Raw genomic sequence first — 15,212 nt, forward strand, 5'->3', positions numbered from 1 at the left:
TGTGTCTGATAAAAGTCACTTTTTTGCGCACCTGGCGCGCTTAAAGCTTATTAATCGCTGGCCGCTAATGCACAACGTGCGCACAGAAAATGTGCAGGAGCACAGTTTGCAGGTGGCCATGGTTGCCCATGCGCTTGCTTTAATAAAAAATAAGTTTTTTGGCGGCACACTGAACCCTGATCGTATTGCTACCATGGCAATATTTCACGACGTGTCGGAGGTACTCACCGGAGACCTCCCTACCCCAGTGAAATACTTTAACCCTGCGATTAAAGAAGAATATAAAAAGATCGAAAAAATTGCAGAGAACAAGCTAATTGAAATGGCACCAGAAGCATTTCGAGAAGACTACGCTGCGCTTATTGATCATCACTACCATAGTGAAGAAGAAGCTTTTATTGTCAAAGCAGCAGACGTACTTTGCGCTTATCTAAAAACGCTTGAAGAATTAGCTGCTGGTAACCAAGAGTTCAAGCTGGCTAAGAAAAGATTAGATAAAACCCTTAAAGAATATCATTCTGAAGAGGTGGACTACTTCTTAACGCGTTACGTACCAAGCTTTTCTTTAAGTCTTGATGAAATTACGCAAGACGATATGTGAGCAAGGCGATTAACAGTCCATAAATAACTATACTGACGAAAAGAAGTAGCATACACAGCGAGGCAGCGAGGTTTTTTTGGCAACAAGCGATTGGGAATTAGCATTACACGAGCGTCGTTTACCCCGTAGTGAAACAAGAGACGGCGATCACCGCAATCCGTATCAACGTGATAAAGCGCGCGTTCTTCATAGCGCTGCCTTTCGCAGATTGCAGGCAAAAACCCAAGTGCTCGGTGTGGGGCTGAGCGACTTCTATCGCACTCGACTAACCCACTCTCTAGAAGCCGCCCAAATTGGCACCGGTATTACTGCCCAACTTTGGGTGAAATTTCCAGATATTGCCACGACGTTAGCGCTTGATCCTACGTTAATCGAAACCCTCTGCTTGGCTCACGATATTGGTCATCCCCCATTTGGCCATGGTGGTGAAATTGCGCTTAATTACATGATGCACCAATACGGCGGGTTTGAAGGAAACGGACAAACTTTTAGGATCATCACTCAGCTAGAGCCCTATACCGCCGAACACGGCATGAATTTATGCAGAAGAAGCGTGTTAGGCTTGGTTAAATATCCGAATTTTATCGATGCCCTTCATAGTAAAGGACCTACGCCAGAGCGACCTGTTTCACTTCGTCAGGTAAAGGCCCACGACTGGCATCCGCCAAAAGGTCTGTTTCGCTGCGATGAGCCCCTGTTCGACTGGCTACTTGCGCCATTTAGCAATGAAGATAAAGATGCATTTATGCAGTTTAATGCAAAGCTAAATAGCCACAGCAAAACGCAATTTAAATCCTTCGACTGCTCAATTATGGAGCTGTCTGACGATATCGCCTATGGCATTCACGACTTAGAAGATGCCATTGTAATGGATATGGTCGATAAGCATCACTTTGTCGAGGATGTAACCACCCCGCTAAAAGCGCTAGATGTACCGTGGCTGTCAGACAAAATAGAAGTGCTAACCAATAAGCTATTTAGCGCTGCACATCACGAAAGAAAAAATGCCATAGGCGCGCTGGTAAATAGCTTTATTACAGCTATTGAAATAAAAGGCGTTGAGGGTTTCGCTCACCCGTTACTGGCGTTTAACGCTGTGATGCCTGAACGTTTTGCACAAGCCTTGGAGCTTTTCAAACGCTTTGTGTTTAACAAAGTAATACGCCGCCCCGACGTGCAGCTTCTTGAATACAAAGGGCAGCTGGTGGTTATGGAGCTTTTTGAGGCATTTGCATCAGATCCCGACCGCTTACTTCCCGAGAACACGCAAGTTCGCTGGCGCAAGGCCTGTGAGAGCGGCAATGGTATGCGCGTTCTCGCCGACTATATATCGGGTATGACCGATGAATTCGCATCTCGCCTATACAGCAATATCTTTTCACCTAAACAAGGCGGTATTCAAGATAGTTTGCATATGTAGATTGTTTTGTTTTTCCAAATTAATTGAAATGAAAAGACCGTACTCTCGGTCTTTTTTATTATGTTGAACTTACTCGTTACATTAACGTAGCTAAATGTACTGGGCGAAGTGACGACCATTTCTCATAGTCTTATCATAATTTAGGTGACGTAATGCCAAAACCATTTAAACCCTCAGTAAAATTAACCGATAACGACGTAACTAATGAAGACGTTTACAAGAGTCGCCGTACATTGCTCAAATCTATGGGCTTTGTGGGAGCGTCTACGCTGTTGGCGAAGTCGGCAGGCGCTGCCGGTTGGTTTTGGGAAGATGAAGAAGAGAAGGCAGCGTTTAAGGGAAAGGCGCTGGAGTTTAGTCAGCCCCCTAAGTTTCAAATAACGGAAACCCGAACGCCTGAAGATAAAGTGACCAGCTACAACAACTTCTATGAGTTTGGCACATCTAAAGATGCACCAGCCAAAAATGCGACTGAATTTCAAACTAATCCATGGACGTTAAAAGTTGACGGGATGGTTAAAAACCCCATTGAGCTTGATCACGATGCCTTAACAAAGCGTTTTCCCCTTGAAGAACGCATTTACCGCTTGCGCTGTGTGGAGGCATGGTCGATGGTGGTTCCTTGGATTGGGTTTGAGTTGGGGGCGTTGTTAAAACAAGCCGAGCCATTAATGTCAGCCAAGTATGTGGCGTTTGAAACCCTATACGACCCTGAGCAAATGCCCGGTCAACGAAGCCGCTTTACCGGTGGTGGTATTGATTACCCTTACGTAGAGGGTTTGCGTCTTGACGAAGCCATGCACCCGTTAACGCTCATGTCGGTTGGTCTTTACGGGAAGACCTTGCCACCTCAAAACGGCGCGCCTATCAGGCTTGTTGTACCGTGGAAGTATGGTTTTAAGAGCATTAAGTCTATTGTGAGAATTCGCCTTACCGACAAGAAGCCGCCTACTACATGGAATCGACTGGCCGCCAACGAGTATGGCTTTTACGCCAATGTGAATCCAAACGTGTCGCACCCAAGGTGGAGCCAAGCCAGCGAGCGTAGAATAACCACAGGTGGGCTACTCGCCAGAAATCGCATCGATACCCAAATGTTCAATGGCTACAGCGAAGTCGCGCCGCTATACAAAGATATGGACTTATCCCGTTATTACTAGCTTGTACTTTTTATTGGGCTACGAGTGAATAGCTAGCCCTTCTTATCAATATCACTTAACTAGAGTTTTTAAATATTATTATTAAGTTGTTCATTTAATGCCGTTAAGAAAAAAACCATTTCGACTCGCTGTATGGCAGCGCCGCAGCCTAAAAGGTCTTATTCACCTTTTCGCATTGGGCTATATCGCCTGGTTGTTTTTTGCAGGGGTAACCGATCAGCTTGGTCCAGACCCTGTAAACACGCTCATCAATGAGACTGGAACTTGGGCAATTCACTTTCTTTTACTAACGCTTACTCTTAGCCCACTTGCAAAATGGCTACCAAGCCCAGAACCGATGCAATTCAGACGTATGATTGGCGTATACACCTTTGTGTACGCCTTTGCACACCTGCTCACATACATTGTGTTTGAAATCCAGCTTGATATGGCACTAGTGGCTAGCGAGATAGTAAGCAGGCCATACATCATTGTTGGCATGGCAGCGTTACTTCTTCTTTTTGCTCTCACCGCTACGTCGTTCAAGCGTATCCAGCGCAACATGGGAAAAAAGTGGCAGAAGCTTCATAACAGCATTTACCTGATCCTGCCCCTTGCACTACTTCATTTCAGCTGGTCGCAGAAGACGTTTTGGCAAGAGCCCGTTTGGTATTGGATGATTGGACTGATATTAATGAGCCCAAGAATGAAGCAGTGGTATGTGACGTATCAGAAGAAAAGTCAAAAGAAGTCGAGAGACAAAAACGCAGTGGCGTGAAAAAACTAAAGTCGAAAACCTTTTAAACGAGCACGTAAAGCAGCGCAGCATAACGCGCTGTTTTGCTAAGCGTTACCGCAAGAATAAAAATCCAAAATGGGCTTCTAAGTACACCTGCTACTAAAGTAATAGGGTCGCCAATAATAGGTACCCAGCATAAAAACAAGCTCCACTTCCCCCACTTTGTAAAGGTGTAGCTTGCACGGTTAAACGCTGCTTCGCTCACTTTTAACTTATCGGTCGCAATTTCTTTTCCGAACTTGAAGCCCAATGCATAATTAACCACCGAGCCGAGTACATTTCCTAACGAAGCAACAACAAGCAACAACACCCAGCTCAACCCACTACTGTATAAAGCACTAAGCACAATTTCAGAACTAAAAGGCAATATAGTGGCAGCCAAAAATGCCGATAAGAACATCCCCAAGTAGCCTAAATGTATTAATGCGCTCAACGCTCCTCCAGCTTTATACAGTAGTTTTCTATGTAAAATTCGCGCGCATCTTACCTTAATCGGAGTATGAATACTTCCTTCAGAATTCGAAAGCACAAAAAAACCATTATCTTTTATATAGTTACTGACAAAGCACCAATTTGTGTGAAAAAAGTACAACTAAATACTTGCCAAATCCCTCTTTTATGAATACTGTATACACATACACACTGTATAAGCAACCAGTATCAATTAATAACAATATTCCTGAAGTTCGATTTATGAACTTAAGGGCAAATGCATAAAGGGTTTTACTATGAACACATCTTCAGTTTCACGATTTAATGCTTTGCGCGCTTCGGTTTCAAATGTTGTTCAACTACCTTTGCCGATAGAAGGGTTTCCTGGCGAAAAACAAGGTAATGGAAAAGGAAATAACGACAAAGGTTGGAATTATCTGCTTTCAAATACGGTGTCGTTTTCTAAATCTGTAGATCACGCTATCCGTATTCAGAAACCTGAAAAAGAAAAAATGCCTGAATGGATCAGTAAGCTGATTACAGGTGGCCAGTGTAAAACACTGTATGTGGAAAACATCGATTTAGACCTTCAACCAACAGACAGTGAAATGATTAGAAAGCTGTGTGAGCTTTACTCTGTCAGCCTGGTGAATGTGCGTGTTAACAGCATTAATGACGAACAAAACGTAGCATTAGGCCCTTGGTAATACAAAGCCTGTTTATGCTTACATTTTACGTTTGCCTGAGTAGCGGTGCGTAAACAAAACCTAAATATTTATTTTCATACAACTCTTTGGCGTGGAATCTCTGACATGTACCCTTTGGCATGGACCGCCAAGGAACCTTTGAATATCGGCAACATTTACGTTTAAAAAAGTTGGGGCTCACGCAACTTATACTTATACTGTAGCGCTTTGTTTTACTCTTAAACTGCGAGTTGTCTTATGCGCTGTTACTGTTGCTCATCAAAATCCTTCGACGAATGCTGCGAGCCTTTTATTAAGGGTGATAAACACCCTAGTTCTGCAGAGCAACTTATGCGCTCCCGTTTTTCAGCCTACGCTAAAGCGCATTATCAATATATTCTTGAAACCTACACCAAAGAAAAGCAGCAGGGTCTTTCTGTAGAAGATTTGGCGCAAAGCGCACAAGGTGCGACATGGTTCGCGCTTAAAGTACACCCCACTCTAGCGGCTAGCTCCGTAGATAACTCCGTAGATAGCTTGGTAGGTAACTCGGTCAGTAGTACTGAAGAGAGTTCGATAGACAGTTCTGTACATGCTGACGCTAAAGTCGAAGCGCAAACCAACGCCGAGGCAATCTCTAAGACTAATTTAAAGTCCATCTCCAAACCCATCACCAAACCCAATAATGCCATTGTTGAATTCACTGCTTACTATTTTGAAAATAAAAGCATGTATCAGCTTCACGAAACGTCTAATTTTAGTGTTGAAGACGGTAAGTGGCGTTATCACGACGGCGTATTACACGACGACTGCGGCAAAATTAAATACGGGAGAAACCTACCTTGTGTTTGCGGTAGCAACAAAAAATTCAAACAGTGCTGCGCAACTAAGAGCCGCTAACCCAGTGGCAATAGCTAACCTTACTCCCTTCCCTGCGCATCTTGATTGTTCATCTTTTCTCTCGCTCCCACATAAAATAGGACACACTATGAAGATGAAGAAACATGCGGCAGGCGTTTTAATAGGCGCAGCACTGAGTACATTAAGTTATCAAAGCTATGCCGACGTTATACTACACGCATTTAACTAGACCTACGACGACGTAGCCGCAAAAGCCCAGGAAATTGCGGACCTTGGTTACACCAAAGTACTTGTTTCGCCTGCTTATAAATCGACAGGTGATCAGTGGTGGGCACGATATCAACCACAAGACTATCGAGTTATTGATAATCCACTTGGTGACACTGCTGACATTCAAGCGATGGTTATATGACCAACTATCATATCAACGCGGTGTTCGACAGCAATATAAAAAACGGCGCGCATGTTTTCGGAGAAATAATTACCACAGGCGGTGCAGGCTCTAGTGAGTATGATAACTTCCTTGCACCTTATTTATCAGCAACAGGTCACTCGGCCTACGATTTCCCGCTTTTCGCGCAAATACGCAGTGCATTTAGCTTCGGTGGTTCGATGAATGCCTTAGTTGACCCAGGTGCGTATGGTCAGGCTTTATTAGGCGACAAGGCCATCACATTTAGTATTACCCACGACATCCCGCTAAACGACGGCTTCCGCTACCAGTTACTTGACCCTACCGACGAACATTTGGCAAATGCCTATCTACTAGGGCGTGACGGTGGTGTTCCACTATTGTACTCAGATAACAATGAAAGTGGTGATAATCGTTGGGTAGATTTGTACAAGCGTGATGACATCAAGGGTATGGTTAAATTCCATAACGGAGTTCAGGACAGTGGCATGCAAGTGGTAAGTCATAATGACTGCGTTATTTTCTTCAAGCGTGACCATCAAGGCGTTGTGGGTATTAATAAATGCGCAGACGGCCAATATATTTGGGTAGATACATCTACGGACAATTTGTGGTGGTATAGAAATTACCGCGATACCTTAAGTAATGATGTGCAATATAGTACAACTCAGTGGCACAAGTTCTATGTACCAGGAAGAAGCGCCCGAATGTGGCTTATGGAATAACCCACTGTTAATAAGAAAAGCCTGAACATCGATTGTTCAGGCTTTATTGTTAAGTTACCCACGTGTCAGGCTTGTAGGATCAGGGCACAAGCACCATCTTACCTTTCACTTCCCGGTTCATGACCTTGGCCATGGCTTTCGTTGCTTGTTCTAAGGGTAATGCTTCATCTACGACCACTTTAACCTTACCTTGCACATACCAAGTTAAAAGCTCTTGCATGTTTTCCGCGAAGCCTTTTGGATCGTGCTGAGTAAACGAGCCCCAAAATACGCCCATGACTGAATAGCCTTTTACCAGCGCTAAATTAACCGGGAATTTCGGGATCTCACCGCCTGCAAAGCCGACCACAAGTAAACGCCCTTCCCATGCCATACTGCGGCTGCAAGCGTGGAATGTGTCACCGCCAACGCATTCATAAACTACATCGACACCTTTGCCGCCTGTGACTTCTTTCAGCGTTTCTTTAAGATCTTTTTCTTTGTAGTTAATTAAAACATCAGCGCCATACTCTTTAGCTAGCGCCAGCTTTTCCTCTGTTGAGCAAACTGCAATAACTTTAGCGCCCATAATCTTGCCTATTTGCACTGCTGCTAAGCCAGTACCACCCGCTGCGCCGGTTACAACCAGTGTTTCGCCTGGCTGCAGCTTTGCGCGCTGCTTTAATGCGTGATGTGCTGTCGCATGCGCAGTTACAAGCGCAGCCCCCTCATTAACATGGATGGGATCAGGTAACGGCATAACATGCGTGGCTGGGATCAGTGCTTTTTCTGCGTAACCACCTAAGTTCGACAGCGCGATAACTCGTTGCCCTTCTTTCAAGTGGGTTACCCCCTCACCTACTTCAGCAATGGTGCCTGCCACCTCATTACCAGGAATAAACGGGAAGTCTGGCTGCATTTGATACAGACCTTGCACCAATAGTCCGTCTGGAAAGTTCACCCCTGCGGCTTCAACATTTACGACTACATGCCCTTTTTTTACTTCTGGGTCTGCAACGTCTTTAAATTGAAGTTCGTCAAGTGGTCCAAAAGATTCGCATACAATTGCTTTCATACTGTCTCCAGTTGCTTTGTTCGACGTGCACGCTATTGATAGCATGACATGTCATTAAATACGTTATATGGCGTTTATTCGCTTTGGTGAATAGTTTGGTTCGCAATTTGCGCCAGAGGTCGCACCATTGCGCCTAATTGCATAGCCTTCTCGCTTGACGCATTGCCATCGTGTGCGCGTTTTACCACGCCTTGTAAAATAGCGGCTAAACGGAAAAAACTAAATGCGAGGTAAAACGTCCAATTGCTAATGCCATCAATACCTCTTCGCTCGCAATACGCATTGATATATTCTTGTTCACTTGGAATGCCTAACTGCTCTCTGTCTAAACCACCTAACCCAGCTGCGTGCGCAATGTTAGAGGGAAGGCGCAACTGCATACATTGGTAAGCCAAATCGGCATACGGATGCCCCAACGTTGATAATTCCCAATCAAGCACCGCGACTACGCTTGGTTTTTTAGGGTCAGACATATCAAACATCATATTGTCTAAACGAAAATCGCCATGGACCAACGAGACTTGGCCATCATCTTTTGGCAGGTTGGCCTCAAGATACTGAATAAGACTTTCAATTTCTTCAATATGCTCAAGTTCAGATGCACGATACTGTTTTGTCCACCTGCTTAGCTGACGTTCAAAGTAGCTGCCAGGCTTCCCATAATCGCGTAACCCTGCGCTTTCAATGTCTACACTGTGAAGCGCTGCAAGCACCCGGTTCATTTCATCATACATGACACCGCGAGTAGTAGAAGATGCTATTTCAGGCAGTGCGCTATTCCAGAAAATGTCACCTTCAACATAGGCCATAATGTAAAACATGCTGCCAATTACGCTGGCATCTACACATAAATGGTACGCTTTGGGCACAGGCACTTCTGAGCCCTGCAACGCGTTGATAACGCGAAATTCTCGGTCAACCGCATGGGCCGACTTCAGTAACTTACCCGGAGGTTGACGGCGTAACACGTAGACGCCGTTATCCGTGGTAAGCTTAAACGTCGGGTTCGATTGCCCACCTGCAAATTTATCAGCGCTTTCGACGTGCCCAATACTCGGGCACGCAGAAGATAAATACGAATTCAGCACTGCTAAATCTATGACATGTGGGGCTTTCGCATTGTCTTTAGACACGTTCACTCCTTACCCGTAATTTTTCTGTATTGTTTATTTACAACAATGACCTATTCAGCAACTGCTTTTTCTGCAATAAGATTACGACCTAACTGCATCATGTGAACCTGATCAGGGCCATCAGCCAGCTTGATAGTACGCGCATAAGCGTACATTGCAGACAATACGAAATCTTGGCTTGTACCTGCAGCGCCGTGCATCTGAATGGCTTGGTCGATAACGTTACAGGCCATAGTAGGTGCAACTATCTTGATAGCAGCGATAAGGTCGCGCGATACTTTGTTGCCATAGCGATCCATCTTATCAGCCGCTTTCAACGTAAGCAGACGCGCCTGTTCAATATCACAGTGCATCTGCGCAATGCTTTCTCTAACCGATTGCTGTTTTGACAACGGTTTGCCAAACGCCACTCGGCTTTCAACTCGTTCACAGGCCATATCGAGCGCGCGCTGTGCACAGCCAATAAGGCGCATACAATGGTGAATACGGCCCGGGCCTAAGCGCCCTTGTGCGATTTCAAAACCACGCCCTTCACCAAGCAGTAAGTTTTCTGCCGGTACACGTACATCTTCAAACAAGACTTCAGCATGACCAATAGGCTCGTCGTAATAGCCCATTGCTGCCATTGGGCGAACAATAGTTACACCCTTGGTGTCCATAGGAACTAAGATTTGAGACTGCTGCTGGTGACGAGGCGCATCGAAATCAGTTTTGCCCATTACAACCATAATCTTACAGTTTTCATTCATAGCACCGCTGGTGTACCACTTACGGCCGTTGATAACGTATTCATCACCATCGCGCTTAATGGAAGTTTCGATGTTTGTCGCGTCACTTGATGCCACTGCAGGCTCTGTCATAGCAAAGGCTGAGCGTATTTCCCCGTTTAAGAGAGGCTCTAACCACTGCTTTTTCTGACTCTCGTTACCGTATTTCGCCAGCACTTCCATATTGCCGGTATCTGGCGCACTACAGTTGAAGATTTCAGAGCTAAACAAAACTCTGCCCATTTCTTCACAAAGTGGTGCATACTCTGCGTTAGTCAAGCCCGCGCCATATGGCTTATATTCTTCAGGTAAAAACAAGTTCCAAAGACCCGCTTCTTTTGCACGCTTTTTCAATGTATGCATCATTTCAGGCGTTTTCCAACGACCTTCGCCATTATTGGCAGAGTCATTTTCTACGGCGTGAATGTAATCCTTTTCAATTGGATACACTTCTTCGTTCATAAACGCTTTTAGTTTTTCTAAAAGTGCTTGGGTCTTTTCATTATATTCAAAGTTCATAACTGCCCCATTTAGCTGTAGGTAATGGCGTGTAACCTGTCAATCACATCCAGGTGAGGTACGCTGTTGAAGTTATTTAGATGAACGCCTCGCGCATTGGCAAAGCATTGAGAAAAACTGGCATTTCGGATCTGCAAATTCATATTCACAACGGTGGCCGCATCGTAGCCAAGAATGTGTTTGAGCATCATGGCAATTGCACCGCCAGAACTCACAACGAGAACACGCTTCGCATCTATACTTTGAAGGTGCGTGAGCATACTGTGAACTCTGTCTTCGAACTGACCCCATGTTTCATCAAGGAGTTCATGCGCCAATTCGTCTTGCGACCAGGCAAGCATTGCTTTTTTTAGCAATCGGTAATATTCAGAAGGCGAAGCACCTTCAGGTACTTTTGCTTCTGGGTAGCGTGTTAAATAGGCGGTAGCCACTGCCTGAAAATTGAATTCATTCAGTGCGCTATTCACTGTAACTTCAGGTAGCGTATAGTCTTCAGTAGCAATACCCGAGGCAATACCTTCTTTGGTTTCGTGATGCCTAACCATGTCGCCAGAGAAAACTGCATCAAATTCAACATTGCGATGCTTGAAATAGTCACCAAGCCAAATGGCCTGTTGCCCACCCAGTTCACTAAGTTTGTCATAGTTCGCTTTGCCAAAAGACGCTTGACCATGTCGCACTAAATAGATGTCTGTCATACCGCTGCCTGATGTTATTAATATGTTAACTTTCAACCAACATACTAAGGAAAACAGCGATATAAGTTTAATTGATATTTTGAATGAGTATGCATCATGTGAAACTATTCACTGCCAAATACCTGTTCGTTTTTTGCACGATGCGAACAAAATTTGACATGATAGCTCCAAATGCGTGCAATATATGTTCATTAGATTGTATAGTGAAAAAGCACTACACGACGTCATAAGGAAGTTGGCGTATTTAAAATGTAAAGGACTGTACGCATTTGGACGCGACCTTGTCGTGATTAATTTTGTTTAAAGCCCCCCGCTTTTGAAAAATAAAAAGAACCAAAATGAAGTCACTTACACACGCTTTGTCTTGTAATAGCTTAAGCATATCTACACCACAAAACGCCATTACGCGTTGCCTGTGTAGTTCGCCGTTTGTTGCCTCTATTGTTTCGTCGACACTTGCTTTGGCTCCCCACGCTCACGCCGATGAGAATGCTCTATCTACTCCGCATAACAAAAAGACGCTGGAACACATTGTTGTACAGGCGCAAAAGACCAGTCAAAACTTGCAAGATGTGCCTGTTGCGGTTACTGCGCTCTCGGGTCAAGACCTAGTTGAAACAGTTAGCCGAGATGTGTTTGACCTGCAAAACTACGTACCTGCCTTTGGCGCGTTTCAAAATCAAAGCGTAACAAATTCAGGGTTTTCAATACGCGGTATTGGCACGTCTTCACAAAACTTCGGCTTCGAGTCTTCGGTGGGTTTATACGTAGATGGTGTGTACCGTGCACGACAAAACGCGTTAATTAACGACTTAGTAGATATTGAATCTATTGAAGTGTTACGTGGGCCACAGGGCACACTATTCGGAAAGAATACCGCCGCTGGCGCAATGACGTTAACTACGGTCGCACCTTCACACGACGAGCGCGACGGCTTTGCCGAAGCCATCATCGGCAATGATAACTTGGTTCGTTTAAGCGCTGGCTCGTCGTTTTCGCTTATCGACGATGTACTCGCCATGCGAGTATCTGGCTTTAGTTCTCACAGTGACGGTTTCATTACCGACGAGCGCAGCGGACAAACCCTAAATAACCGTAACCGTTCTGCGATAAAAGCACAGCTGCTTTACACTCCAACAGCTGACATTAGCGTACGGCTTATCGCTGATTACGGCGAGCTAGATGAACGGTGCTGCGGCGCACTAACTTTTCAAAACAACATTCAGGCTAATGACATAGCGGGTAAATTCGGCACTGATGCGCTGCTGCTACAACCGCCGTTTAATGCAACTATTTACGGGCGCGATAACTTTTATGACTATAAAACCTCGCTGTCGCAAACTCCCCTTTCAAAAATGGAAGACAAAGGACTATCAGTTCAAGTAGATGTGGCTTTAAACAAAGCATGGGATTTAGTGAGCATAAGCGCGTACCGCGCGTTTGACAGCTTAGATACGGTAGATACCGACTTTTCTGATGCCGACCTTCTTACTGCCACTAACGACGCCAAGCAGCAGTCGTTTTCTCAAGAAATTAGATTACATTACACCAGTGAAAATGTGCGCGGTTTAATGGGTGTTTACTATTACAGCCAAAACTTAGATCTAACCTTTGATACTACCACGCAAGATGATTTTAGTGCGTTCTTTAATGCCGCCGCGCCCGATCTGCTGCCTTTGGCTAACGCCATCAACGAGCTATCTGCAGTTACATCAGGCTTTATTGCGCCTGCTGCAGCACCCGCGCCGTCCGGTACTGCTTTCGCGCACAGCGCCTATCAAGAGCAAGATAGTATTGCTTTATTCTCTCAGCTGGATTGGCTGTTAAACAGTGATTTCACCTTAACAACGGGCTTGCGCTATACCCGCGAAGAAAAGTCGATTATCGGAGCCTACGATGAGCAAGGGCCTGGTATTGATGGACTAACTCAAGACCCAGCGCAATGGCCTAATGTAGGTCGTGCTGTAGTGGGGTTACAAAACATCGCTGCTGCGTTAGCGGAGGGACAAGCTCCTACAGCACAGTCCCTTAACGCTATCGCACCATTTCAACGAGCGGGCTGGGGATATTTTTTCTTGGGATCTGCAGCGGTTATGCCACGCCCTGACTTAAACGAAGAGCTTGATGATTCACAGTTAACCGGCACGGTAAAACTGGCTTATCACCCTAATGACAACACGCTAACCTACGCTAGTTTTGCGACTGGTTACAAAGCTGGCGGTACGAATACCGACAGAATCTTACCTTCGCTTAGCCCGCTTTTTGATGCTGAAAAATCGCGAAGTGCTGAAATAGGTATAAAACACGATTTTGAAGAATACGGCGTGCGCGTAAATGCTGCGGCGCACTATACACAAATTAGCGACTTTCAGGCGACGACCTTTACCGGAACGGGGTTCAACCTGCAAAATGCGGGCGATATCATAGTAAAAGGCATAGAGCTTGAAGCTACATGGCTAATGACAGAAAGCACCGAATTACATGCAGTTGCGTCGCGCACATTGGCGAATTTTGATGAGTTCAAACGCGGTACCTGTTGGGTAGCGTACACGTGGCACACGGGCATTGACGACCCGGGCCGTGTGGAGCCTAACGACCCGTTCTGTTCAAGAGACGGAGACCGCGTAGGCTTCGAGCCTCAGAACTCACTATCTCTTATGCTGAATCACTATTTCGAAGTTGGGAGTTATCCTGCCTCCGCCAGTATTGACTACCAATACACGGGCGACGTATTTCTTGATGATGCGAACGACCCGTACAAATACGCTGACGACTTTTCATTATTTAACGTTCGCGTAAGTTTCACTATCCCACAATGGGGTAGCGAAATTATTGCGTGGTCACGCAACGTTTTCGATAAAGAGTACGTTGCGCGAAGTGGCTTTGATGTACCCGTACAAACCGGAAAGATCATGGCCTACCCAGGCGCGCCTAGAAGCTTTGGCGTTACTTTCAGAAAGTCTTTCTAACGCTTTAAATGTGTAGGTTTGGTATGAAATACCGCATGGCACTGAGCAATAACAGACAGCGCTATATGCTCTGGTAGCTCACCGCCAATGTCGAAGCCAGCGGGGCTTGCGAAATACTGAGTAAAGTTGGTATCACCAAGCCCAGCTAAATCCATAATTTCCTGCTTACGGTGCAGCGGACCAAGCATTGCCGTATAGGTTATCGATTGCTTGCTTAGCACCTGCAGCGCTTTTGCATCAATTTCTCGGTGATGGGACATAAGCACCGCAGCTTGAATATTATGTTCGCCCATGTGAAGACGTAAGCCTTCAGTAGACGGGTCTTCAATTAAGTAATTTACCTCGGGAAAGTGTTCAAGTCTTGCTTGTGCAGGCCTTGGATCCCAAAGGCTGACTAAATAGCCCTGCAAACTAGCAAGCTTGGTCATAAAGGTAGCGTCGTAACCACCTCCAACAACAAGTAAGTGGATAGGCGGCAGCATCAACACTGACAACATGCGCTTGCCATCAACGTTGTCTAGCACAGCTTTTCTAGGTGTAGCAGAATGGTCTTCCAATTCCGTGCACTCACCCAGAGTGCCGTCTACAGCGCAGCGCCACTCACACGCTTTCCCGTTTGATAAGCTTTTGCTCACCACATCCAATGATAGATACTGGTTACTCTCGTTAACTGGTACGAGTGCTAAGTGCACCACACCGCCGCATCCAACACCTAGTTTAAACGCGATGTCTTCTTCATCTTCATCATCGTAAACTGCAGTTCGACTAACGCCGTCCGTCATTACTCGCTGGGCTTTTTTAACGATATCACTTTCTAAGCAGCCGCCGCTTAATATACCTAACTGATGCCCTGCATCACTAAACAACATCATAGCGCCGGCTTTGCGATAGCACGAGCCTTCGGTTTTAAAAATGAAACCTAGCACCCATTTGTGCTTGTTTTTAAGTGGAAGCCACTGGGCCAACAAATGGTTAACGTGATTACTCATAACTACCT

General features: G+C 45.4%; 14 protein-coding genes. 8 read left to right on the forward strand and 6 right to left on the reverse strand.

Annotation, left to right across the window (positions count from 1 at the left end):
• The first annotated feature begins 1 nt into the window (after position 1).
• From yfbR to RJ41_RS01755, 4 genes are all read left to right on the forward strand, one after another.
• On the forward strand, positions 2-601 hold the full coding sequence (yfbR, locus tag RJ41_RS01740) for a 5'-deoxynucleotidase (protein WP_012519109.1): 600 nt from the start codon (positions 2-4) through the stop codon (positions 599-601).
• Positions 602-677: 76 nt separating this feature from the next.
• Positions 678-2,021, forward strand: a complete 1,344-nt coding sequence (locus RJ41_RS01745) for an anti-phage deoxyguanosine triphosphatase (protein ID WP_039216462.1) — start codon at positions 678-680, stop codon at positions 2,019-2,021.
• Between the two features lie 152 nt (positions 2,022-2,173).
• Positions 2,174-3,181, forward strand: a complete 1,008-nt coding sequence (msrP, locus tag RJ41_RS01750; RefSeq protein ID WP_039216463.1) for a protein-methionine-sulfoxide reductase catalytic subunit MsrP — start codon at positions 2,174-2,176, stop codon at positions 3,179-3,181.
• 97 nt (positions 3,182-3,278) lie between these two features.
• Positions 3,279-3,938 (forward strand): protein-methionine-sulfoxide reductase heme-binding subunit MsrQ, encoded by a 660-nt coding sequence (locus RJ41_RS01755; protein WP_039216464.1) that lies wholly within the window; start codon positions 3,279-3,281, stop codon positions 3,936-3,938.
• Positions 3,939-3,960: 22 nt separating this feature from the next.
• On the opposite strand, the gene RJ41_RS01760 is transcribed toward RJ41_RS01755, so the two are convergent.
• Entirely contained in the window at positions 3,961-4,359 is a 399-nt protein-coding gene (locus RJ41_RS01760) for a YqaA family protein (RefSeq protein ID WP_039216465.1), read from the reverse strand.
• Between the two features lie 328 nt (positions 4,360-4,687).
• Between RJ41_RS01760 and RJ41_RS01765 the strand changes: the two genes are divergently transcribed.
• The 3 genes from RJ41_RS01765 (at position 4,688) to RJ41_RS01775 (ending at position 7,075) form a co-directional block, all read left to right on the forward strand.
• Positions 4,688-5,098 (forward strand): hypothetical protein, encoded by a 411-nt coding sequence (locus tag RJ41_RS01765; RefSeq protein WP_039216466.1) that lies wholly within the window; start codon positions 4,688-4,690, stop codon positions 5,096-5,098.
• A 237-nt stretch (positions 5,099-5,335) separates the two neighbouring features.
• Entirely contained in the window at positions 5,336-5,977 is a 642-nt protein-coding gene (locus tag RJ41_RS01770) for a YchJ family protein (RefSeq protein ID WP_039216467.1), read from the forward strand.
• A gap of 369 nt (positions 5,978-6,346) precedes the next feature.
• A complete protein-coding gene (locus RJ41_RS01775) occupies positions 6,347-7,075 on the forward strand; it encodes an alpha-amylase family protein (protein WP_240485709.1) in 729 nt (242 codons plus the stop codon).
• A 79-nt stretch (positions 7,076-7,154) separates the two neighbouring features.
• Here RJ41_RS01775 and RJ41_RS01780 read toward each other — a convergent pair whose 3' ends face one another.
• From RJ41_RS01780 to RJ41_RS01795, 4 genes are all read right to left on the reverse strand, one after another.
• A complete protein-coding gene (locus RJ41_RS01780) occupies positions 7,155-8,129 on the reverse strand; it encodes an NADPH:quinone oxidoreductase family protein (protein WP_039216468.1) in 975 nt (324 codons plus the stop codon).
• A 74-nt stretch (positions 8,130-8,203) separates the two neighbouring features.
• A complete protein-coding gene (locus RJ41_RS01785) occupies positions 8,204-9,262 on the reverse strand; it encodes a phosphotransferase family protein (RefSeq protein ID WP_039216469.1) in 1,059 nt (352 codons plus the stop codon).
• Between the two features lie 50 nt (positions 9,263-9,312).
• Positions 9,313-10,548 (reverse strand): acyl-CoA dehydrogenase family protein, encoded by a 1,236-nt coding sequence (locus RJ41_RS01790; RefSeq protein WP_039216470.1) that lies wholly within the window; start codon positions 10,546-10,548, stop codon positions 9,313-9,315.
• An 11-nt stretch (positions 10,549-10,559) separates the two neighbouring features.
• Positions 10,560-11,246 (reverse strand): histidine phosphatase family protein, encoded by a 687-nt coding sequence (locus RJ41_RS01795; protein WP_039216471.1) that lies wholly within the window; start codon positions 11,244-11,246, stop codon positions 10,560-10,562.
• 338 nt (positions 11,247-11,584) lie between these two features.
• On the opposite strand from RJ41_RS01795, the gene RJ41_RS01800 reads away from it, so the two are divergent.
• Positions 11,585-14,215: a TonB-dependent receptor gene (locus RJ41_RS01800; RefSeq protein ID WP_039216472.1), complete on the forward strand. Its 2,631-nt coding sequence runs from the start codon at positions 11,585-11,587 to the stop codon at positions 14,213-14,215.
• Here the strand turns inward: RJ41_RS01800 and RJ41_RS01805 are convergent.
• Complete coding sequence (locus tag RJ41_RS01805) at positions 14,212-15,204, reverse strand: XdhC family protein (RefSeq protein WP_039216473.1); 993 nt, start codon at positions 15,202-15,204, stop codon at positions 14,212-14,214. The two genes, RJ41_RS01800 and RJ41_RS01805, sit on opposite strands and share 4 nt — an antisense overlap.
• Between the last annotated feature and the right edge of the window lie 8 nt (positions 15,205-15,212).

It is taken from the genome of Alteromonas marina, assembly GCF_000808575.1.
In the GTDB taxonomy this organism is placed as follows: domain Bacteria; phylum Pseudomonadota; class Gammaproteobacteria; order Enterobacterales; family Alteromonadaceae; genus Alteromonas; species Alteromonas marina_A.